General features: G+C 64.6%; 19 protein-coding genes. 8 read left to right on the top strand and 11 right to left on the bottom strand.

Annotated features, from left to right (window positions below):
* Positions 1–35: 35 nt before the first annotated feature.
* From AC07OC_RS03865 to AC07OC_RS03835, 7 genes are all read right to left on the bottom strand, one after another.
* A complete protein-coding gene (locus AC07OC_RS03865) occupies positions 36–1,367 on the bottom strand; it encodes a four-carbon acid sugar kinase family protein (protein ID WP_494600413.1) in 1,332 nt (443 codons plus the stop codon).
* A 3-nt stretch (positions 1,368–1,370) separates the two neighbouring features.
* The gene (locus AC07OC_RS03860; RefSeq protein ID WP_494600412.1) at positions 1,371–2,648 is read right to left on the bottom strand and encodes a ribulose-bisphosphate carboxylase large subunit family protein; all 1,278 of its coding nucleotides are present in this window, start codon (positions 2,646–2,648) and stop codon (positions 1,371–1,373) included.
* 96 nt (positions 2,649–2,744) lie between these two features.
* On the bottom strand, positions 2,745–3,287 hold the full coding sequence (locus AC07OC_RS03855) for a VOC family protein (RefSeq protein ID WP_121420116.1): 543 nt from the start codon (positions 3,285–3,287) through the stop codon (positions 2,745–2,747).
* 92 nt (positions 3,288–3,379) lie between these two features.
* Positions 3,380–4,174, bottom strand: coding sequence for a transporter substrate-binding domain-containing protein (locus AC07OC_RS03850; RefSeq protein WP_494600411.1), 795 nt, complete (start codon positions 4,172–4,174; stop codon positions 3,380–3,382).
* Positions 4,175–4,228: 54 nt separating this feature from the next.
* On the bottom strand, positions 4,229–5,011 hold the full coding sequence (locus AC07OC_RS03845; RefSeq protein WP_494600410.1) for an amino acid ABC transporter ATP-binding protein: 783 nt from the start codon (positions 5,009–5,011) through the stop codon (positions 4,229–4,231).
* 14 nt (positions 5,012–5,025) lie between these two features.
* Positions 5,026–5,712 carry an amino acid ABC transporter permease gene (locus AC07OC_RS03840; RefSeq protein ID WP_494600409.1) on the bottom strand — a complete coding sequence of 229 codons (687 nt, stop codon included), beginning with the start codon at positions 5,710–5,712 and terminating at the stop codon, positions 5,026–5,028.
* Positions 5,709–6,392: an amino acid ABC transporter permease gene (locus tag AC07OC_RS03835; protein ID WP_057271682.1), complete on the bottom strand. Its 684-nt coding sequence runs from the start codon at positions 6,390–6,392 to the stop codon at positions 5,709–5,711. Before AC07OC_RS03835 ends, AC07OC_RS03840 begins: the two co-directional genes overlap by 4 nt.
* Before the next feature lie 269 nt (positions 6,393–6,661).
* Here AC07OC_RS03835 and AC07OC_RS03830 point away from each other — a divergent pair, with 269 nt between their 5' ends.
* The 3 genes from AC07OC_RS03830 to AC07OC_RS03820 all read left to right on the top strand — a co-directional run bounded on the left by AC07OC_RS03830 (position 6,662) and on the right by AC07OC_RS03820 (position 9,725).
* Complete coding sequence (locus AC07OC_RS03830; protein ID WP_494600408.1) at positions 6,662–7,729, top strand: LacI family DNA-binding transcriptional regulator; 1,068 nt, start codon at positions 6,662–6,664, stop codon at positions 7,727–7,729.
* A gap of 134 nt (positions 7,730–7,863) precedes the next feature.
* Positions 7,864–9,138 carry an AAA family ATPase gene (locus tag AC07OC_RS03825; RefSeq protein WP_494600407.1) on the top strand — a complete coding sequence of 425 codons (1,275 nt, stop codon included), beginning with the start codon at positions 7,864–7,866 and terminating at the stop codon, positions 9,136–9,138.
* Positions 9,138–9,725, top strand: a complete 588-nt coding sequence (locus tag AC07OC_RS03820; RefSeq protein ID WP_494600406.1) for a DUF4276 family protein — start codon at positions 9,138–9,140, stop codon at positions 9,723–9,725. The genes AC07OC_RS03825 and AC07OC_RS03820 overlap by 1 nt, the downstream gene beginning before the upstream one ends.
* Before the next feature lie 398 nt (positions 9,726–10,123).
* Here the strand turns inward: AC07OC_RS03820 and AC07OC_RS03815 are convergent, their stop codons facing one another.
* A complete protein-coding gene (locus AC07OC_RS03815; protein ID WP_494600405.1) occupies positions 10,124–11,617 on the bottom strand; it encodes a TIGR01777 family oxidoreductase in 1,494 nt (497 codons plus the stop codon).
* Positions 11,618–11,638: 21 nt separating this feature from the next.
* Positions 11,639–12,364, bottom strand: coding sequence for a DUF4166 domain-containing protein (locus tag AC07OC_RS03810; RefSeq protein WP_494600404.1), 726 nt, complete (start codon positions 12,362–12,364; stop codon positions 11,639–11,641).
* A 187-nt stretch (positions 12,365–12,551) separates the two neighbouring features.
* On the opposite strand from AC07OC_RS03810, the gene AC07OC_RS03805 reads away from it, so the two are divergent.
* Positions 12,552–14,450 carry a sensor histidine kinase gene (locus AC07OC_RS03805; protein WP_494600403.1) on the top strand — a complete coding sequence of 633 codons (1,899 nt, stop codon included), beginning with the start codon at positions 12,552–12,554 and terminating at the stop codon, positions 14,448–14,450.
* Positions 14,447–15,898 (top strand): sigma-54-dependent transcriptional regulator, encoded by a 1,452-nt coding sequence (locus AC07OC_RS03800; protein ID WP_494600402.1) that lies wholly within the window; start codon positions 14,447–14,449, stop codon positions 15,896–15,898. The genes AC07OC_RS03805 and AC07OC_RS03800 overlap by 4 nt, the downstream gene beginning before the upstream one ends.
* 97 nt (positions 15,899–15,995) lie before the next feature.
* Here the strand turns inward: AC07OC_RS03800 and AC07OC_RS03795 are convergent, their stop codons facing one another.
* On the bottom strand, positions 15,996–16,979 hold the full coding sequence (locus AC07OC_RS03795; RefSeq protein WP_494600401.1) for a DMT family transporter: 984 nt from the start codon (positions 16,977–16,979) through the stop codon (positions 15,996–15,998).
* A gap of 204 nt (positions 16,980–17,183) precedes the next feature.
* Here AC07OC_RS03795 and AC07OC_RS03790 point away from each other — a divergent pair, with 204 nt between their 5' ends.
* On the top strand, positions 17,184–18,086 hold the full coding sequence (locus AC07OC_RS03790; RefSeq protein ID WP_218295085.1) for a LysR family transcriptional regulator: 903 nt from the start codon (positions 17,184–17,186) through the stop codon (positions 18,084–18,086).
* Between the two features lie 5 nt (positions 18,087–18,091).
* On the opposite strand, the gene AC07OC_RS03785 is transcribed toward AC07OC_RS03790, so the two are convergent.
* Positions 18,092–18,856: a DeoR/GlpR family DNA-binding transcription regulator gene (locus AC07OC_RS03785; RefSeq protein ID WP_494600400.1), complete on the bottom strand. Its 765-nt coding sequence runs from the start codon at positions 18,854–18,856 to the stop codon at positions 18,092–18,094.
* Positions 18,857–18,919: 63 nt separating this feature from the next.
* Here AC07OC_RS03785 and AC07OC_RS03780 point away from each other — a divergent pair, with 63 nt between their 5' ends.
* Together AC07OC_RS03780 and AC07OC_RS03775 are read left to right on the top strand one after the other, a co-directional pair.
* A complete protein-coding gene (locus AC07OC_RS03780) occupies positions 18,920–19,330 on the top strand; it encodes a DUF4406 domain-containing protein (RefSeq protein WP_218338632.1) in 411 nt (136 codons plus the stop codon).
* Positions 19,327–19,959, top strand: a complete 633-nt coding sequence (locus AC07OC_RS03775; protein ID WP_494600399.1) for an NUDIX domain-containing protein — start codon at positions 19,327–19,329, stop codon at positions 19,957–19,959. The genes AC07OC_RS03780 and AC07OC_RS03775 overlap by 4 nt, the downstream gene beginning before the upstream one ends.
* Positions 19,960–19,962: the final 3 nt, after the last annotated feature.

Raw genomic sequence — 19,962 nt, 5'->3', positions numbered from 1 at the left:
CCTTGCGCGGGCTTTTTGTCGCCTGGATGTCTCCGTCAGGCGGTGCCTAGCAGCCTTTCGAACAGATCCGTTCCGCCCATCTGCCCGCCCTTGAGCATCAACTCGAGCCCGTGGCGCGACGGGTCTGCACTGTGTGCGCTGCTCAGCGTGACCCCGGGGCATACCGTGGTCTTGTACGACAGCCCCCACAGTTGCAGCGCCTGGACTGCATGGCTTGACGTGTCACCGCCAGCGATGCCGATGCGGCGCAGTGGCGCGCCGCGTTCTGCGTGGGCTTGCACCACGCGGGCGATCAGATGGGCGCTGGCCTGGGCGACATCGGTGGAAGAGGCCGCAGCGGCCAGCGGCGCGCCGTCCGTGGGACCGGTGAAGGCCAGCACGTTCTCTCCGCTCTGCAGCCCCGCGCAGAGGGCGTCTTGCAGACCCTGCGCGTAGGCCGTGTCGCTGCACAGCCGTTGGGCGTCCACTGCGATGCGGTGGTATGCGGTGGCGGCCTGCACCTGCGCGGCGGTCAGGGGGGACAAGCTGCCCGCCCAGGCCAACACCGGCCCGTCGGCGAGCGCCAGCGGCGCAGCGGCCGTGGACGCCGTCTTGCCCCAGTGGGCGACCAGCGCCTGGGCCACGGCGCTGGAGCCCACGGCCAGCAACCGGGCGTGTTGGGACTGCTGCCACAGCAGGCGGCCCACGGTGGCCAGCTGGCCGGGCGTGGTCAGGTCCAGCAAGGTCGGCGCCATGGCGTGGGACGCTGCGCCATGCGCCAGCAAGGCCTGCAGTGCGGCGTCCAGGGCGTCGGGGGAGTCGTACAGCGGGTAGTGCAGGGCGGTGATGCCATCCAGCCCCTGGCGCGCCAGATGGAGCCGAAGATCGGCCTCGCCCATGGGCGTGACCGGATGCTGGCGCATGGTGGGATGCCGGTCGATGCGGTGCACGGCGCCGCCCGTGCCCGCCGCAGCGAACAGGTTGCTGAACGCGCAGTAGCGCCCCAGGCTCGGCTGCCCGCCCACGATGGGCACCCAGCGGTTGCTCACGAACGGGTGCAGGGTCTGAATGCCGCAAGCGATGTTGCCGACATGCGGTGCGCTGTCGAAGGTGGAGCACACCTTGTAGTGCAGCACCGGCGGCGCAAGCTTTTCAAAGAAGCGGCCGACAGCCGACATCTCGGCCCGCATGGCCTCTGGAGGCATGGCGCGCGCGGCACCAGCAATGCCCACCGCATCCAGCGGCCCGGCGGCGGCCAGGGCCTCGGCGCTGGGCACGCCCATGAACAGCATGGACCGCAGCCCGGCCTGGGCCAGCACGGCCAGCGTGTCGGTGGCGCCTGTGAAGTCGTCGCCGTACCAGCCGTACAGAGGGGCCGTCGTCGTCATCGTTTATTTCTTGCCGAAGAATTCGATCGCGCGGCGCAGCTCGGATGCCTGGGTGGCGCGCTGTGCCAGGGTCTCGCCCTTTTGCACCGCGTCCCAGGCCTGCTGCAGGCTGGCCACGCCCGCAGCGGGGCCGTCGGGGTGGGCCAGGATGCCGCCGCCAGACATGAACAGCAGGTCGTTGGACTGGATGCTGTCCCAGGTGGCAGGCACGGTGCCGGCCCACTGGCCGTTGGAGAAGGCGGGCAACACGCGGTCGTCCAGTCCTTCGCACAGCGGCGCCAGCGTGTCGTGGGCCGACTCGATCACTTCCTCATCGGTCTGCGAGAACTTGCCTTGCAGGCCATGTACGTGCATGTGGTCCACGCCCGCCAGGCGCCACAGCGTCTGCCAGGCGTTGAACGAGAAGCCCAGCAACGGGTGGCGCGACAGCGCGCCGTAGCCATTGCGGTGCCCATGCAGCGCCAGTGGGCTGTGGCGGCGCAGGGTTTGCACGGCCGAATAGCCGCACCAGTTCAGGCTCACCATCACACAGCTGCCACCCTCGGCCGCAATCAGGTCGGCGTGGCGGCGCATGGCGTCGGTCTCGTCGGTGATGTTGAAGGCCACCATCACCAGCTTGCCGGTCTTGTCCTGGTGGGCGCGCACACGGCGCATCACGGCTTTGACGCGGTCGGCCAGCGGCGCGTGAACCGGGTTGGCGCAGACCTCGTCGTCCTTGATGAAGTCCACCCCGGCAGCGCACAAGCGGCCGGCCAGGTCGCCGGTTTCTTCGGCCGACAGGCCCACGTTGGGTTTGATGATGGTGCCGATCAGCGGGCGGCCCTGCACGCCGGTTAGTGCCCGGGTGCCGGCGATGCCGTGGCGGGGCATGTCGAACTGGGCGCGGTAGGCGCTGGGCAGTTTCATCGACTCCAGGCGCAGGCCGGTGACCTCGCCCAGGTCGTACAGATTGCCCGACACCGTGGCGGCCAGCGTTGGCAGGTTGGGCCCGATGTTGTCGCACGGAAAGCTCACCCGCAGCCGGGCACGCTGCCAGGTTTGCGGCGTGTCGAACATGCCGCGCCGCTGCATCCAGCCGTTGGGCAGCGAGGGCACTGGCGCCACGTCCAGCAGCTCGACCGACTCGACCGTGGCGCGGGCACGTTCGCGCAGCGCGTCGGTCTCGCCCTCCACCCGGGTGAAGGTGCCACACGATTGTTCGCCCGCCAGCACCTCGGCCACGTGGGCCGGGTCCAGCGGGGTCTCGATCAGGTAGGTGGCTTCAAAGCGGTCTGGGGACATGGGGTGTTCTACTACTGTTTTGATAGCTGCCAGCGCTTATGGAACAAGCGCTAGGGGCCAATTTGACTTGAAACTTAGACCTTCTTCAGGCCTTCTTCAGATCTTGGAGAGGTCGGGGAAGGGCCGCACCGGGTCCGTCGTGCCGTCCCAGGTTTCCGACTCCGCACGGATCAGGTCGAACATCCGCCCCTTGGGGCCGGCTACTTCCGACAGCTCGATCACCGTGCCGGGGTGGTACTCGGTGTCGAAGTAGACAAAGCGGCCTTTTTCGCCCACCTCGCCGCTCATCACCGTCTTGAAGCCCTGTGCAGTCAAACGCGCCAGGTCGGCGTCGTAGTCGCTCGTCCAGTACGCCACGTGCTGCAGCCCGGTGCGCCCGGCCTGCAGAAAGTCGCGGTACATCGACGGCACGTCGTTGCGCGTCTGGATCAGCTCGACCTGCACATAGCCCGAGTTGGCCAGCGCCACCGAGTTGTGCGGCTCGTAGCGCTCGCCCTTGTAGACGTAGTTCTTGATCGGGACCTTGGGGTTGTAGAACCAGGGGCCCACGCCCAGGGTCTTGCTCCAGTAGTCCATGGCGGCTTCGATGTCGTGGACCACATAGCCAAGTTGGCGGATGGCGCCGAAATGACGGCTCATAAAAATTTCCTTTGGTGGTGATGCGTCAGGGCAGGGCGCAGCCGGGCGGGGCCCGTCAGGCGCCGCCCAGGTTGCAGGCTTGCTTTATTTACTTACTTCGCGCCGTCGATGATTTCTTTGGGGATCGGCACGCCCGCGTACTTCACATGGATGTCGTTGAGCTTGCCGTTGGCCAGGTTGGTCTTGATCCAGCCGTTCACGGCGGCCATCAGCTCGGGCTGGCCCTTGCGCATGGCCACGCCCAGCTGGTACGACTGCAGGATGAACTTGGTCTCGAAGTCGCGCGACGGGTTCTTCTTGGCGATGGCCGCGATGATGGGCGGGGTGATGGCCACGATGTCGGCCTGGCCCGTGGCAGCTGCGGTGATGGACGCTGATTCGTCATCAAACCGCACCACCTTGGCCTGCGGTGCGCGCTCGGTCACGATCTTGTCTTGCGGGCCGCCGCGCGTCACGGCCACGGTCTTGCCGGCCAGGTCTTCGATGCTGGTGAGCTTCAGGCTCTTGGGCGCGCCCACGGCGGCCTGGATGGCGCCGTAAGGGATGGAAAAGTCCACCGCCTTCTGGCGCTCGGGCGTGATCGACAGCGACGAGATGATCAGGTCCACCTTGTTGGACAGCAGGTTGGGGATGCGCGCCGAGTTGGTGGTGTTCACGATCTCCAGCGTCAGGCCCAGGTCCTTGGCCAGCAGCTCGGCGGCTTCCACGTCCGAGCCCACGGGCTTCATCTTTTCGTCCACAAACCCGTAGAACGGCGCGCCAAAGTCGATGCCCACCCGCAGCTTGCCGGCGGACTTGATGTCGGCCAGTTCGGCCATGGCGGGCACGCACAGGGCAGCGGCGCTGATGGCCAGCAGGGTGCGGCGGAGGATGCGGGAAGTGGTCATGGTGTTGTCTCCTGGTGATTTTTGGATAGGAAATCGAAAAGGGCAGGGCTTCAGTCACAGCCCATGGGACAGAAAGTCGCGCAGCTCGGCGGTCTGCGGGTTCTTGAGCATCGCGCCCGGCCCCGTCTCCCATACCTTGCCTTCGTGCATGTAGATGATGGTGTCGGCCACTCGGGCGGCAAACTCCATCTCGTGGGTGACCAGCACCATGGTCATGCCGCCCTGGGCCAGGGCTTCGATCACGCGCAGCACCTCGCCGGTGAGTTGCGGGTCGAGGGCAGAGGTCACTTCGTCGAACAACATCACCTGCGGCTCCATCGCCAGCGACCGGGCAATGGCCACGCGCTGCTGCTGCCCGCCCGATAGTTGCTCGGGGTAGGCCTGCGCCTTGTCCGCCAGGCCTACCTGCTGCAGCGTGCGGGCGGCAATCTCGCGCGCCTTGGCCGTGGGCATGTTCTTCACGGCCTTGGGGGCCAGCGTGATGTTCTGCTCCACCGTCAGGTGCGGAAACAGGTTGTAGCTCTGGAACACGATGCCCACGTCCTGGCGCAGTTGGCGCAGGTCGATGGTCGGGTCATGCACCGCGTGGCCGCAGACGTTGATGGTGCCGCTGTCGATGATCTCCAGCCGGTCGATGCAGCGCAGCGCCGTGCTCTTGCCCGAGCCACTCTTGCCGATGATGGCCACCACCTGGCCCCGGGGAATGGCAAACGACACGCCCTTGAGCACCTGGTTGCTGCCAAAGCTCTTGTGCACGTCCTTCAGTTCAACGACGGGCTGCGCAGGCGAGGCCGCTGGCTGGAAGGGTTGCGCGGCAGCGTCTCGGGCGAGGTTCATGGTGTCTTCTCGTTTCATGCGGTGGTCACAGAGGGGGTGGCTGTGCCACGGTTTCCAAACTGCTGGCGCTGCTCCAGCTTGCGGCTCCACACCGACAGCGGGTAGCACATCGCAAAGTAGACGATGGCGATCAGCAGGTACACGGTAAAAGGCTGAAAGATGGAGTTGTTGATGAGCTGCCCCGCACGCACCAGCTCGATGAACCCCACGATGGACGCCAGCGAAGTGTTCTTCACGATCTGCACCATGAAGCCCACCGTGGGCGGCGTGGCAATGCGCACGGCCTGCGGCAGCACCACCAGCCGCATGCGCTGGGTGCGCGACAGGGCCAGGCACTCGGCCGCCTCCCACTGGGTGCGCGGCACCGACTCGATGCACCCGCGCCAGATCTCGCCCAGATACGCGCTGACGTAAACAATCATTGCGATGCTGGCCGCCACGATGGCGGGCAGCTCCAGGCCCGCAATGGACAGACCGAAGTAGCACAGGAACAGCACCACCAGCAGCGGCGTGCCCTGGATGATCTGAATCCACGCAATGGTTGCCCAGCGCACCGCCTTGATCGGGCTGACGCGGCACAGCGCAATCACGCCCCCGGCCACGCCGCCGCCCACAAACGCAATCAGCGACAGGCCAATGGTCCACAGCGCGCCAAACAGCAGGTACTGCAGGTGGTACGAATTCAGTCCACCGTCAATCATTTTGCGCTCCCCAGTTTGCGTTGGCGCGTGAACACGATCTGCCCGAACACCCACAGCCCCAGCCGCATCAACAGCGACAGCGCCAGGTAAGCCACCGCCACCAGGATGTAAGCCTCAAACGGGCGGAAGGTCTCGGACTGCACCCGCGCCGCCACGGCGGTGAGTTCTTCGACCGAGATCTGCGAGGTGATGGACGATGCCAGCATCAGCAGCACGAACTGGCTGGTGAGCGCGGGGTACACCTTCTCCATCGCCGGGCGCAGCACCACATGCCAGTACACCTGCCGGCGCGTGAGGCCCAGGCACTCGGCCGCCTCGATCTGGCCCTTGTGGATCGAATCCATGCCCGCCCGCATGATTTCGCAGGTGTAGGCCGCCACGTTGATCACCAGCGTCAGCAGCGCCGCAGCAAACGCCGACACCTTGAAGCCCAGGCTGGCCAGGCCAAAGAACACCAAAAACACCTGCACCAGCAGCGGCGTGTTGCGCAGCACTTCTACATACGCACCGCAGGCCCGCACCAGCCAGCGCCGGTCGCTGCGCCGGCCAATGGCCAGCAGCGTGCCGCCCACAAAACCAATCACGGTGGCCGGGAAGGACAGCAGGATGGTCATCCACGCCCCTTCCAGAAACTGGGGCCAGTTGGCCAGCACGCTGGCAAAGTCGAACTCGTACGTCATGAGTGGGCAGCGGTGCGCGTCAGTCAGCGGGTGCTGGCGCGGCGGCCAAACACTGGCGGCTTGCCCTGTGGGCACAGGTGAACGAGAGCGGAAATACCAGGCATGTCTTTGTCTCCTGTGTGATCGGCTTGGCAAGCGTGCCAGCCGTCACAATCTAGGGTTTGTACTGATGGGTTCTGATGCCTTTCAGCACCGAACGCCCAGTGATACTATCCGCGGAACCCATCAAATACCAGCAAACTAAATGATGGTTTTTGATTGAATCGCATATGGCCCAAAACCCGCCCAACCCCAGCAGCCCACGCAGCCCGCGCATCCCCGATATCGCCCAGCTGTCCGGCGTCTCCACCGCCACGGTCGATAGGGTGCTGAACCAGCGGTCGGGCGTGCGCAACGCCACCGCGCAGCGGGTGCTGCAGGCCGCAGCCACCCTGGGCTACCTACCGCAGGCGGAGCTACACGCAGCGCTGCAGCCGCAGCCCCTGCGCCTGATGGTGCTGATCCCCGAGGGCAGCAACCGCTTTTTGCAAATGCTGGGCGATGTGATCGGCTACGCGCAAGACCACTGGGCACCGTTCAACGTGCGCTGCCAGGCGGCGTATATCGAAAGCTTTAACCCCGATGCGTTGGCCAAAGCGCTGCTGCACTACGGCAAGCGGTGTGACGGCATCGCCTTCATGGCGCTGGAGCACCCTGTGGTGCGCGAGGCCGTGGCCCAACTGGCAGAGCAGGGCTTGCCCACCGTCACGCTGATTTCGGATTTGTCCAACTCGCGCCGCGTGGCCTACGTGGGCCTGGACAACCGCGCCGCAGGCCGCACCGCCGCCTACCTGATCGCCCGCTTCATGGGCCCGCTGGCCCACAGCCGCAAGGCGCATGTGGCGATGATTGTGGGATCACTGCGCTACCGCGCCCACGAGGAGCGCGAGGCGGGCTTTTTGCACCTGTTCGAAGAGCAGTTCCCCCTGGTGCAGGTGGTGGGCGTGCGCGAAGGCCAGGACGACGCCGAACGCAACTACCGCCAGGCCCGCGCGCTGCTGGAGCAGCACGACGACCTGGCAGGCATCTACAACATCGGCGGCGGGGCCGAAGGCATTGGGCGGGCGCTGAAAGAAGCCGGTGCAGACCGCAAGATCGTGTTCATCGGCCACGGCCTCACGCCGGATACGCGGGCGCTGCTAATCGACGGGACGATGGATGCGGTGATCACGCAGAACCCGCAGGGGGCGGTGATGAACTGCGTGCGGATTTTTGCGAATCTGCGAGATGGGCGGGAGCCGACGAGCGGGGTGGAGGCGACGCGGAGCCAGGTGATATTTCGGGAGAATTTGCCGTAGGAGTGGTGGCGATGCGGGGGGTCAACGTCTCCAAAACAGCGCTCGGACACAGGTAGCAGACTTAACAGGATTAGCTCTTAACAAAGGCTTATGGTTACACTCAGTAGCACAACCCTATCAGAAGGATAAGTTAAGTGGCGACCAAAGAAGCAAATCTTGAAAATTCTGTACGGCTTGAATCGGTGGAGATTAAAGGTTTTCGGTCTTGCCGAGGAACTTTTTTTGCTCCTCATAAGAAATTATCCGCCCTTATTGGCATAAATGGCGCGGGGAAAACAAATATTCTTCAAGCCATTCGTCTTTTGGATCCGAGGTTAAGCCGTGTGGCTCGGAGGTCATTGGAAGAAAATGCAGTCGTTCCGACACAATTGATTGCATGGTTTGTCGTAGGTGAGTTCCGAATTGGCTTGCGGCTCCTTCTAACAGTTTCCGAAGGTTCAAGGCGGGAGATCCTAATTTTGGAAGAGAAATGGCAGCTCGAGGCTTTCACGAATTCTAAAGTTTGGAGATATCTTCCGCCGATTGGTTATTTGAGAGATTTCCATCACCATCTGAATAAAAATCAACATGTTCTTTTCTTTCGAGAAGACATGGAATATATAGATAACGTCAATTCTCGTGGAAAAATGGACGTCTCGATACTTGAAAATAAACTTGTTCGAGATGCAATTATAGCAATTCACCAATTTCGATCAGGAATATCATATTACAGTGCTTCGCAGTTTACAGATCCTTCGCGCTGTCCTAGTAGTTTCGAAATAGAAGAAGATGGCAGAATTTCCGATCTTTTTAACACTGTCACCCCGCATATAAAATTCTTGCGTGATTTGTATACTCTCAAAACCGCCAATAAACTGCTTTATGACGAGTATTGCAAATTTGTTTCTAGGCAGCAACTTGGGTTGGTAAGTCGTATAACCTGGAAAGAAATCGAACTCAGCAGCAGTACCGCAGAAGTTAAAAGCGGAGGCAATGTCAGTATGATCAAGAAGCGGAGAACGCTCGTAATTCCAAAAATTCAAATTGGAAAATCTCATATCACATTTAATCAGCTGTCAGAAGGAACATTTAAAACTTTGGCACTTGCCTTCTACATTATTACTGACGCTAGTCGGTTTTTGATGGTTGAAGAGCCTGAGGTCTGCGTGCATCATGGCCTTCTGTTAAAAATAGTTGACACATTGAAGGCATACGCATCAAGAAAGCAGACGATCATATCTACACACTCCGATTTGTTGGTAGATGAATTGGAACCTGAAAATCTTTTTGTCACTGAAATGAAGCCGCACGGGACGTGTGTTAATGCCTTGGAATCGTGGTTGGACACCAATGGAAAAGCAGCCCTTCATGATTATTTGGCAGAGTCTGGTCCGCTAGGCGAGTACTGGAGAAGCGGAGGGCTTACGTAATGGCTGTTCGATATGGTCTAATTGCTGAGGATGTGAGCGATATAGAGGTTATAAAAAAACTAGCATCCAAGATAATTGGGAAAAACATATCTGCATCTCACTTTGTGGGCAAGGGTTGCGGTCCCATAAAAAAGAAAGCTGTAGGTTGGTGCAAAGCGTTTTCCACGAAAGGATGTACGAAGATATTGCTTGTGCATGATCGTGATAGAAACGATGCACAAACGCTTAGTGATCAACTAATGGGAATACTGGCCGCTGCTCCTCAAGCAAATAAAGTAGTGGTTGTTCCGTGCGAAGAGTTAGAGGCTTGGCTTCTGAGCGATGCGCAGGCTATTAAAAAAGCCTTAAATATGAAGAAGGCTATAAAAGAAGAGCACCATCCTGAAAAAATCGACTCGCCCAAAGAGCACTTAGGGGAAGCTGTGCAGAAGGCTTCTGATAAGCTAATTACTTATGTGAATTCAGTTCATAATATTAAAATTGCGCAAGAAATTGACATTAAAAAAATTCTGAAAAAATGCCCATCTTTCGCGGCGTTTTCTGATTTTTTCAACCCACCTAAAATTGTGGTCAAAACCAAAAAATGAGGCGTTTAGCGTTAATAGATTTTATCCCGTTGTTCTGTGTTAGTTTTACAATTCCTCGATCTGCAGGATCATGATTGGTGTTCACCGCGTTGTGGTTTGCTTTTGTATATTTCTGCATTGAGCTTGCCCGCACAATAAGAATTTAAAAATTTAAATAACGGATTTTCCAAAGTAAATTACCGTACCGAATTTTAGATTTATTGATTCATGCCACCTATAGTATTGGTGCACCTTAGTTTACTTGGAGGGTATATACGGTCAACGGAGGCGAAGCCAACGATTTCTACCGGGCGGGCCTGTGACGCGTGTTATCGCCGGCACCACGCAATGAATACGATAGGGCTGCGACTGTTTAAAAATTTTTGGTGTTTTCCTGAAATCGCTTTAGCCTGCTTTGCCTAATATTCTTCGCGAGCCAAACCTGCGTGAGAAATGTCGGTCTCCGTAAGCTCTGCGAGTGCACCACTTAAGCCCGAGTGCGCAAACCGGTAGCCATATCCCAGCGCGACACTCGGTACAGTGTTCTGCCCGTTCAGCACCAGGGCGGACATTTCTCCCAGCAATAGTCGTAACGGCATCTCCGGTATCCGCAGCCAGACATGTCGGCCAAACGATGCAGCCAGTGCCTGTGCAAACGTGGCCTGCGACACCGCATCAGGCGCCACCGCATTGACGGGCCCCTGCAGGTATTGGTGCGCCATCGCAAACCGCACCAAGCCCACCGCGTCGGCCAAGTGAATCCACGGCGCAGGCTGGCGACCATGGCCCAGCACGGCGCCCAGGCCCAGGCGGGCGGCCAGCGCTTGCATCGGATACGCGCCACCGCCGTGCCCCAGCACCACACCAAACCGCATGCGCACCACCCGCACGCCCAGGGCTTCGGCGCGCCGGACCTCGTGTTCGATGGCTGCGCACAAGTCAGACTGGAACTCGCCCGGGCGGGGTGGGGCGGTTTCGTCCAAGGGCTCCATCGACGCGTTGGGCGATGCACCGTAGAAGCCGACGGCGGATGCGCTGACCAGCACACGCGGTGCCTTTTGCAGGCGCCGCATCAGTTGGACGACTGCCACGGTGGTGTCCACCCGGCTGGCCAGCAGTTGGCGTCTGCGCGCCTGGGTCCACGGCATGCCCAGCACGCGGGCGCCTGCCAGGTTGACCACTGCGTCGATGGTCGTTTCAGACGGGATGGCGTCCAGCGTGTCCACCACCCACACGCCGGGGCCAAAGCTGGCGCGGGCCTGCAGGGCGTCGCGGGTCAACACGATCACCCGCTGGCCGTCGCGCACCAGGTCGGCCACCAGGGCGCTGCCCACGAATCCGGTGGCGCCGGTGACCAGGGTGGCAGGCTGGGGTTGGAGGCCACGGGCATGCAGGGCGCTGGGCTGTGTTGGCTGTGCCGTGCGGTAGAGCTTGATGGCGGCCAGCACGTTGCGCACGCTCCATGCCCACACGCCGGTGGTATAGGCCGTGAACAGCCACGACACCCAGCCGTGCGGGGCCAGCACCATGGCGGTGGGTTGCTGCAGCCAGGCCCACAGCACAGGCGCGATCAGGCCCAGGAAGAGGCCGTAGCTGATGGTCAGCACGGTGTGCAGCACGCGCTCGAACGGCGGCAGGCGGCGGGTGCGGTCTTCTTCCAGAAAGTCGGCCAGGGTGATGCCCAGTTCGATCAGCAGCAGGGCCGCCAGCACGGTGGCAAAGGCGCCGCGCCATTCAAACCAGGCCAGGCCGAAAAAGACGACGCCGTAGATGGCCTCGCGCGCGGCGTGTAGCGAGAGTTCATACCGCGCGGAAGTGCGCTGCGGCAACCGGGCCTCCAGCTCGTGGTGCCACAGGTTGTCAAACGCGCCCAGGGCGGCCTGGATGGAGAGCAGCAGAAAGATGGTGTTCATGGCGGTCATGGTGTGAAGCCCTCAGTGGGTAGAAGAATGGGTGCCAGCGGCGTCGGTGGAGTTGTCGGTCACGGGATCGATGACGGGATCGGTGAACACGCCGGATTGGTGGAAGGTTTCGCCCCACAGCGGGTGCACCATGCTCAGCGTGAAGCGGAACTGGCCTGCGCCCAGGTCGGTGTGGGCGACGCGGCAGGTGCCGGGCGTCAGCAAGGTCGGCACGGGGATGCGCAGGCCTGCCACCACCCACCAGAAGCGGCGGCTGCGAAACACCAGTGCGCCGTCTTCTTCCAGCACGTCCAGCGACATGGCCAGGCCGCCGTCGGTGCGTTCCAGCAGGGTGCCGTCGGTGCCCAGCTCCTTGGTGGATCGCACGGTGCGGTCTGCGCCGTGGTGGGCGCCGTTATTGGTGTCCGTGCCAGTGTGAAAGCGCCGCTCCCACACCACACCGCCGCGCCCGTTGTGGCTGACGTTCACGGTGGCGGGCAGGGCGGTGGTGTTGATGTGGGTCAGCGGGCCGCCCCAGGGCCGGGTCAGCGCGGCGTAGACGTGGCCGATCAGCGAGCAGCGCAGGTCCATGTGGCCGTGGTAGCTGACGTCGGCGTGCGCGGTGCCAAAACGGCGCTGCACGGCGGCGGGCAAGCGCGCCCAGGCTGCGGCGCCGGCCAGGGCGGGCAGGTCTAGGAGGCTGGGCTGCGCTGGGTTGGCGGTGCAGTGGCGGGGCGCTGGGGTGAACAGGGCAAACATGGCGGGCTTTGCAGGAGTGGCGGTTGCACTCTCTATTGCGAAACCCGGGCCAGCCTCAGCGGCCGCTGCAAGTGGTTGATTTCATTGAAACTTGCTTGCTGACCTGCATACTTGATTTACAGTGCGCGCAGCCCCCACCGTTAACCCCAGGAACAGGTCACGCCATGATCACCACCACTGTCTGCGCATGCTGATCCACGCCGTCCTCGGGTTTTCGGTGCTCGAAACGCTGGTGCTGGCAGCCCTGCTGCTGGCCTGGGCCGACCGCGTGGCGGGGGCCCGGTTGCTGGCGGCGTTTCTGATCGGTATCTCGCTGTGGATGGTGGGCAACGAGCTGCCCAACTGGCTGGGGCCTGAAACCGAACCGGTGGCGATACGCTTGCTGGCTACCGCGCCGTTCACCTCTGCGCTGTTCTTTCATTTCTGCACTGTGTTTTGCCGTGTGGACCTGGGGCGCTGGGGCGTTGCGACCGCCTATGCGCTGGGTGGGGGCGCCTCGGTGGTCTCCGTCATCCTGGTGCCAGGGCATTTGATAGAGCACCGCGACATCGGGTTGATTGCAGTGGCCGACCCGGTGGGCACCGCGGCCAGCATGGCCTGGGTCATTTTGGGCATTGGCGGGGTGGCGGTGCTGCTGCTGGCCTTGCTGCGCGCGCGCAGGGCTGGCGACGGGCAGAAGTTTCGGCAGATTGCCGCCGTCACCGCGTCGTGCCTGTGGGGCCTACTGTGCCTGGCGGGCTACGGCATTGCGGTGCTGGATTTGCCGATCTACCCGTTTCCGCTGCTGGGCCTTCCGCTGTACTCGTTGATTCTGGTCTACGGCATCTTGCGTTACGGCGTGTTTGTGGCCAACGCTTGGGCGCGCCGCGCGCTGGTATGGGCGCTGCTGTTGGCGCTGGGCGCGGTGGTGCTGGCGCTCACGCCGTTGCTGCCGTTCGAGTCGCGCTGGCTGGGCGGGCTGGCGGTGGCGGCCAGCGTGCTGGCGCTCAACGGCCCGGTGCGCCGCGTGGCCGAGCGGCTGGTGTACCCGGGGGGCGAGGTGTCGGTTGCTGACCTTGGTGCGTGGCGCAGCGCGCTGCTGTCGGCCGAGACACCCCAGGCCCTGGCGCAGCAGGCCGCCATGCTGCTGAGTGCGCGCATTGGAACGCAGGTGGAGGTGCAGGTTGGCACTTCGCCCACTTCCACATCGCCAACGGCGTCAACGGCACCATCAACGCCCCCCGGCAGCACCCCGCAGCTGGTGTGCAGCCCCGCAGAGCAAGGCTGGCAGACCACGCTGCAGGGCTGGGACGCCGCACCGCCCGGGCCGCGCCATGTGGCCGAGCTGTTTGGCACGGTGGTGGCTGAAGCCGCAGCGCGCGTAGAGCAGGCCCAGCAGTTTGCCGCCCGCGAACGCGAGCGCCAGTTGCAGGCCCGGCTGGCCGAGCTGGGTGCGCTGGCCGCCACGGTGGCGCACGACATCCGCAACCCGCTCAACATCATCTCGATGGCCGTGGCCGCTGCGCCCAGTGACACGCGGCGCGAGGTGGCCGACCAGGTGGCGCGCATCGCCAACCTGACGCACGACCTGCTGGACTTTGCCAAACCCTGGAAGCTGGTGCCCCGTGAGCTGGACCTGGCTGCCCATGTGCGCAACGCAGCCCTGCGATTGCCTGAGGTGAGCCTGGGTGCCGGCCTGGCCCAGCCGCTGGTGCTGCAGGCCGACCCCCGGCGGGTGGACCAGGCGCTGACCAATTTGCTGGAGAACGCGCGCATCGCGATGGCCTCCGATGCTGCCGATCCCGATGGGGCTGCAGATGCCATAGCGGCAGCCACGCACAGCCCCGTACACATCGACGCGGAAACCACCGACAACGCCGTGCTGCTGCACATCTGCGACGCCGGCCCCGGCGTGCCCGATGAAATCCGCAGCCGCCTGTTTGAGCCCTTTGCATCGCGCAGCCCCGGTGGCACCGGGCTGGGCCTGGCCATCGTGGCCCGCATCATGGCCGCGCATGGTGGGTCGGTGGCGCTCACCGAACGGCCGCCGTGGAGCACGTGTTTCACGCTGCGCTTTCCTTTGACGACGACGCAACGACTGCCATGACCGCCAACACCACAGACAACGCAGCCGACACCCCGCCGGATGCAGAGCAAGACGCCACGCCGGTGGGCGGGCCGCAAAACGGCCATGTGCTGCTGGTCGATGACGAAGCGGCTTTTCAGCGGCTGGGCGGCGCCTTTTTGCGCAACCTGGGCCATACCGTCACGCTGGCGGGCGATGGCGACCAGGCCCTGGCGGCGTTTGCCAAACAGCAGCCCGAGCTGGTGCTGCTGGACCTGGCCATGCCGCCGCACATGGACCCGGAGATCGGCCTGGAGCTGATCCCGCGTTTTGCGCGCGTGCCGGTGGTGGTGCTGACCGGCCACGGCGACCATGCACTGGCCCTGCGCGCCACCGAACTGGGTGCCTGGGACTTTCTGACCAAGCCCATCGACCCCCACATGCTGCGGTTTGTGGTGGCACGCGGCCTGCGCAAGGCCCGGCTGGATGCCGAACTGGCAACCCTGCGCGCAGGGCAGTCGCTGGACGACATGGGCATGGTGGGGCAGGCGGCGGCCACGGTGCAATTGCGCGCCCTGGTGCGCCGCGTGGCGCCCACCCACGTCAGCGTGCTGGTGCTGGGCCCCACCGGCACCGGCAAAGAACTGGTGGCCCGCGCCTTGCACGCCTGCAGCGCCCGCCGCAGCGAGGCCTTTGTCGCCATCCACTGCGGCGCCCTGTCGGCAGAGTTGCTGGAGAGTGAGCTTTTCGGCCACATGAAGGGCAGCTTCACCGGCGCCTACCGCGACCAGCCCGGCCTGGTGGAGGCCGCGCACGGCGGCACGCTGTTTCTGGACGAGGTGGGCGAGATGCCGCCGCCCATGCAGGTCAAGCTGCTGCGCTTTTTGCAAGAGGGCACTTTTGTGCCCGTGGGCGGCCGTGTGCCAAAACGTGCCGACACCCGCGTGGTGGCGGCCACCCACCGCGATTTGGAATCGATGGTGCGCGACGGTACGTTCCGCGAAGACCTGTTCTACCGCCTCAAAGGCGTGGTGCTGCGCACCCCGTCGCTGGCCGAGCGGCCCGCCGACATCCCGCTGCTGGCCACGCGGTTTCTGCACCGTGTGGCGCACCGCGCCAGCCTGTCGGCCAGCGCCCTGGCATGGCTGATGGCGCGCGAGTGGCCGGGCAACGTGCGCGAGCTCAAGGCCGTGGTGGAGTCCGCCGGGGCCCTGCTGATGCCCGACCAGCGCGAGGTGGATGCCGAGCTGCTGCAACTGGCCAGCGGCGATATGCCCGACGTGAGCGACACCGCAGCGAATCTCAAAACCCATCCGCTGGCCCCGCCCGGCAGCACCGGCCCGCTGGACGCCGCGCTGATGGAGCTGGAAGTGCGCATGGTGCGCGACACCATGGCGGCGGTGGCGGGCAATCAGTCGGAGGCAGCGCGGCGGCTGGGGATCTCGCGGGTGGGGTTGATCAAGAAGCTGACGCGGCTGGGGTTGAAGTGAGCCCGTGAGCGCGACCACAGGCACAGGCACCTTTGCGGCCTAGGCGCTGACTGGAAGGAAGTGCGCGCCGCCCCTAGGAGCCAACCGCCGCGAGGGGTCAGGTCGGTCTGACGGTGGATTCAACGGATGCGGGCGAAGTCGATCCCTCTTTCGCTTGGCGCACCGCCGGCGCGCCGCGTTTGCTGATGAGCAGAACCCCCGCCAGCACCAGCGCGGCCCCCGCCATCTGCGGCCAGGACAGCGGCTCGTCCAGCAGCCAGCAACCGAAGAAGATCGTGAGGATGGGGCCCAGCGTGCCCACCAGCGCGGTTTGGGCTGCGCCGATGCGGCGGATGGCCGCCGAGGTCATGAATACCGGCAGCACGGTCGAGAAAATGGCCATGCCCAGCACGTGCAGGTAGACCGGGGCCGGCTGCACCAGGGAGCCCGCGGGCTGGGACACGATGAAGTGCGCCAGCGTGGCGACCGTGGAGACCAGCATCGCCAGCGCCGTGAAGCGTGCCGCGCCCAGGCGCCGGATGGCGGGCTCGCTGCCCGCCTGGTAGAACGCATACGAGACGGCCGAGCCGAACACGAAGCCCGCGCCGATGAGCACGGCGTGCGTGTCGCCCGCAATGTGCAAGTCGTGCGCGAAGGCCAGGCCGATGCCCGCGTAGGACAGCAGCAGCGCCCCCATCTCGCGCCGGGATGCTCGCTTGCCCATGAACAGCACGCCGATCAGGATGGTGAGCGTGGGGTAGGTGAACAGGATCAGCCGCTCCAGGCTGGCGGTGATGTACTGCAGGCCGATGAAGTCGAGGATGCTCGCGCCGTAGTAGCCCAGCAGGCCCAGCGCGATCACCAGCAGCCAGTCGCGCCGGGTGAGCGGGGCCAGGTTGCGGCTGGCGCGCCAGCCCACCCAGGCGAACACGGGCACGGAAAACGCCATGCGCAGGCACAGCAGGGTGACGGAATCCACCGGCACGGCCTGGGGCACGGCATAGGCCAGCTTCACGAAGATGGCTTTGAAGGAGAAGCCCAGCGCGGCCAGGATGGCGAGGATGAGGCCGAGGCGTTCGGCGGACCAGTGTTTCCAGGGCATGGGATGCGGGCAGAGGGTGGGGGCGCGGGGTTGGAAAGGGCGCGCTGCAAACGGTCAGGGCATGTAAAAAATGCGAACGCCATGCAGGCTCAAAGGCGGGCCCAGAAAGATCGATGCGCCCGATGGTGCCTGCAGGGCGCGGCGGGCACAATTGTTATTGCCGCAACCGTTCGTTCGTTGTGGACGAATGCCAAGGGGCCTCCATTGACCTATGACCTGATCGATCTGCGCCTTTTTGTCGCCATTGCCGAAGAGCGCAACCTCACGCGCGGCGCCGCGCGCGCCTGTCTGGCGCCTTCGTCGGCCAGCCACCGGCTGCGGCGCCTGGAGGAGGCGCTGAACACCGCGCTCTTCGAGCGCCAGACCCGGGGCCTCGTGCTCACCCGTGCGGGCGAGGCGCTGCTGCGCAATGCCCGCCAGGTGCTGGCCAGCATCGAGCAGATGCATGCCAACCTCTCGCCGTTTGCCACTGGCATCCGCGGCCACGTGAGCCTGTGGGCCAACACGCATGCCACGCACACCTTCCTGCCCGACGACCTGGCGGGTTTCCTGAAGCGGCATCCGCAGCTGAGCGTGAGCCTGGAGGAGCGCACCAGCGCGGACATCGTGGTGGCGGTGGCCAGCGGCGAGATCGAGGTGGGCGTGCTGGCCGACAGCGGCTCGGGCGCGGGGGTGGAGCTGGCCCCGTACCGGCAGGACCGCCTGGTGCTCATCGTGCCGGCGGGCCATGTGCTGGCCGGGCGGGCGAAGGTGGGGTTCGCCGAGGTGCTCGACCACGCGTTTGTCATGCTGCACGCGGGCTCGGCCATCCACACCTTCACGATGAATGCCGCCGCCGAACTGGGCCGGCACCTGGACGTGCGCATCCAGGTGCGCAGCTTCGAGGCGGTGTGCCGCATGGTCGGGGCGGGCGTGGGCATCGGGCTGGTGCCGCGCGGCGCGGCCTTGCAGGTGGCGGGGCTGAGCGAGCCGCCGGTGGTGGTCGAGATGGACGAGCCCTGGGCTCAGCGCGACCTGCAGATCTGTGTGCGCAAGGGGGCGGTGCTGTCGGGTTTTGCCCAGGCGCTGGTGGCGCACCTGCGCCTGGGCGCGGGGCCCTTGGGCTGATCAGATCAGGCGGCGGCTGCAGTGGTCACCGTGACGCCGCCCGCCTGCAGCTTCTTGCGCAGTGCGGCGGGCGTGGACGCGGGCACCACCAGGGCCGCCAGTTCGCCGAGGGGCGCAATCGTGAAGGGCGATGCCGCGCCCAGCTTGTCGGCGGATGCCAGCACCACGGTTTCGGCCGCGCGCTGGTGCAGGGCGCGTTTGACGGCGGCCTCCTCGAAATCGCCCGTGGTCAGGCCCGCTTCGGCATGCACGCCGGTCACGCCCATCAGGTACAGGTCTGCACGCATCTGCGCGGCGGCCTCGACCACGCTGGCGCCCACGTTCACCATCGAGTGGCGGAAGAGGCGGCCGCCCAGCACCAGTACCTCGATCTGCAGGTGGCCGGCCAATGCCACGGCCACGGCGGGGCTGTGCGTGACCACGGTGGCGCGCAGGTGCAGCGGCAGGTGCAACACCACCTGCAGCGAGGTGGTGCCACCGTCGAGGATCACCACCTGGCCGGGCCGCACCAGGGCCGCCCCGGCACGGCCCAGGGCGCGTTTGTCTTCAGGGGCCAGCTGCTCACGGGCCTGCAGGCTGCCCACGGCGGCCGAGGCGGGCAGGGCGCCGCCATGCACGCGCTGCAGCAGGCCCTCGGCGGCCAGTTCGCGCAGGTCGCGCCGCACGGTGTCTTCCGAAATGCCCAGCTCTTCGCTGAAAGCCTTGGCCACGATCTGTCCGTCCCGCCGAAGGCGGTCGAGCAGGAGTTGCTTGCGTTGTGTGGTCAGCATGGGTGGGTTGCGTGAATTTGCATGTTTGTGCATGATATTGCACGTATTGAATATTGCAAAACCATGCCCGCCCCTTCCGACACTGACTTTCCGCTGCTGGTGCTGATCGCCGGCCCGTACCTCTCTGGCACCGACGGCGACGCGGACCGCATCGCCGCCAACCGGGCCCGCCTGGAGGCGGCCGCGCTGCCGATCTACGCGCGCGGCCATCTGCCCCTGCTGGGCGAGTGGCTGGCATTGCCCATCATCCATGCGGCGGGCGGGCGCGAGCCGGGCGATGCCGTCTTCCATGCCTACCAGTACCCGGTGGCAGAGCGGCTGCTGGCGCGCTGCGATGCCGTGCTGCGCCTGCCCGGCGCGTCGCGCGGCGCGGACATGGACGTGGCGCGGGCCCGGGCACGCGGGCTGCCCGTGTTCCACCACGTCGATGAGCTGCCCCGGCGCCAGGCTGGCGCCCGGGGGCATGCCGCATGAGCCGCCCGGTGCCCGCCGTGCCCATCGCCGAGCTCAATGCCCGCGCGGAGCACGTGAAGCTGCTGGACGTGCAACTGCTGTCCGACAACTGGTACGTGCTGCGCAAGGTCAGTTTTTCGCTGCGCCGGCGCGACGGCCAGTGGCAGACGCTGAGCCGTGAGGCCTATGACCGGGGCAACGGCGCGGCGCTGCTGCTGTTCGACCCGCGCAGGGGCACGGTGGTGCTCACGCGCCAGTTCCGGCTGCCGGCCTTCCTCAATGGGTGCGCGGACGGATTGCTGGTCGAGGCCTGCGCCGGGCTGCTTGACGGGGACGACCCCGAGACCTGCATCCGCCGCGAGGCGCAGGAGGAAACCGGCTACCGCGTGCGCCAGCCGCGCAAGGTGTTCGAGGCGTACATGAGCCCGGGTTCGGTCACCGAGAAGCTGCACTTCTTCATTGCCGAGTACGAGCCGCAGGACCGCGTGCGGGCCGGAGGCGGCCTGGTGAACGAGGGCGAGGACATCGAGGTCATCGAGATGCCGCTGGCCGAGGCCCTGGCGGGCATCGCCGGGGGCGCCATCCAGGACGGAAAGACGATCATGCTGCTGCAGCATGTGGCGCTGCGGCAGCAATTTGCTACTGTTTAGATA

This window comes from Acidovorax sp. GW821-FHT10E04, from assembly GCF_059415185.1.
The sequence above is the reverse complement of the archived record's forward strand: the minus strand, read 5'-3'. Positions and strand labels throughout refer to the sequence as shown.

Coding starts and splice junctions, on each gene's coding strand:
- AC07OC_RS03815 (WP_494600405.1), bottom strand. CDS start 11,617: ATGAACACCATCTTTCTGCTGCTCTCCATCCAGGCCGCCCTGGGCGCG.
- AC07OC_RS03780 (WP_218338632.1), top strand. CDS start 18,920: ATGCCCGCCCCTTCCGACACTGACTTTCCGCTGCTGGTGCTGATCGCC.
- AC07OC_RS03805 (WP_494600403.1), top strand. CDS start 12,552: ATGCTGATCCACGCCGTCCTCGGGTTTTCGGTGCTCGAAACGCTGGTG.
- AC07OC_RS03835 (WP_057271682.1), bottom strand. CDS start 6,392: ATGACGTACGAGTTCGACTTTGCCAGCGTGCTGGCCAACTGGCCCCAG.
- AC07OC_RS03830 (WP_494600408.1), top strand. CDS start 6,662: ATGGCCCAAAACCCGCCCAACCCCAGCAGCCCACGCAGCCCGCGCATC.
- AC07OC_RS03775 (WP_494600399.1), top strand. CDS start 19,327: ATGAGCCGCCCGGTGCCCGCCGTGCCCATCGCCGAGCTCAATGCCCGC.
- AC07OC_RS03855 (WP_121420116.1), bottom strand. CDS start 3,287: ATGAGCCGTCATTTCGGCGCCATCCGCCAACTTGGCTATGTGGTCCAC.
- AC07OC_RS03800 (WP_494600402.1), top strand. CDS start 14,447: ATGACCGCCAACACCACAGACAACGCAGCCGACACCCCGCCGGATGCA.
- AC07OC_RS03810 (WP_494600404.1), bottom strand. CDS start 12,364: ATGTTTGCCCTGTTCACCCCAGCGCCCCGCCACTGCACCGCCAACCCA.
- AC07OC_RS03820 (WP_494600406.1), top strand. CDS start 9,138: ATGGCTGTTCGATATGGTCTAATTGCTGAGGATGTGAGCGATATAGAG.
- AC07OC_RS03785 (WP_494600400.1), bottom strand. CDS start 18,856: ATGCTGACCACACAACGCAAGCAACTCCTGCTCGACCGCCTTCGGCGG.
- AC07OC_RS03840 (WP_494600409.1), bottom strand. CDS start 5,712: ATGATTGACGGTGGACTGAATTCGTACCACCTGCAGTACCTGCTGTTT.
- AC07OC_RS03860 (WP_494600412.1), bottom strand. CDS start 2,648: ATGTCCCCAGACCGCTTTGAAGCCACCTACCTGATCGAGACCCCGCTG.
- AC07OC_RS03795 (WP_494600401.1), bottom strand. CDS start 16,979: ATGCCCTGGAAACACTGGTCCGCCGAACGCCTCGGCCTCATCCTCGCC.
- AC07OC_RS03845 (WP_494600410.1), bottom strand. CDS start 5,011: ATGAACCTCGCCCGAGACGCTGCCGCGCAACCCTTCCAGCCAGCGGCC.
- AC07OC_RS03865 (WP_494600413.1), bottom strand. CDS start 1,367: ATGACGACGACGGCCCCTCTGTACGGCTGGTACGGCGACGACTTCACA.
- AC07OC_RS03850 (WP_494600411.1), bottom strand. CDS start 4,174: ATGACCACTTCCCGCATCCTCCGCCGCACCCTGCTGGCCATCAGCGCC.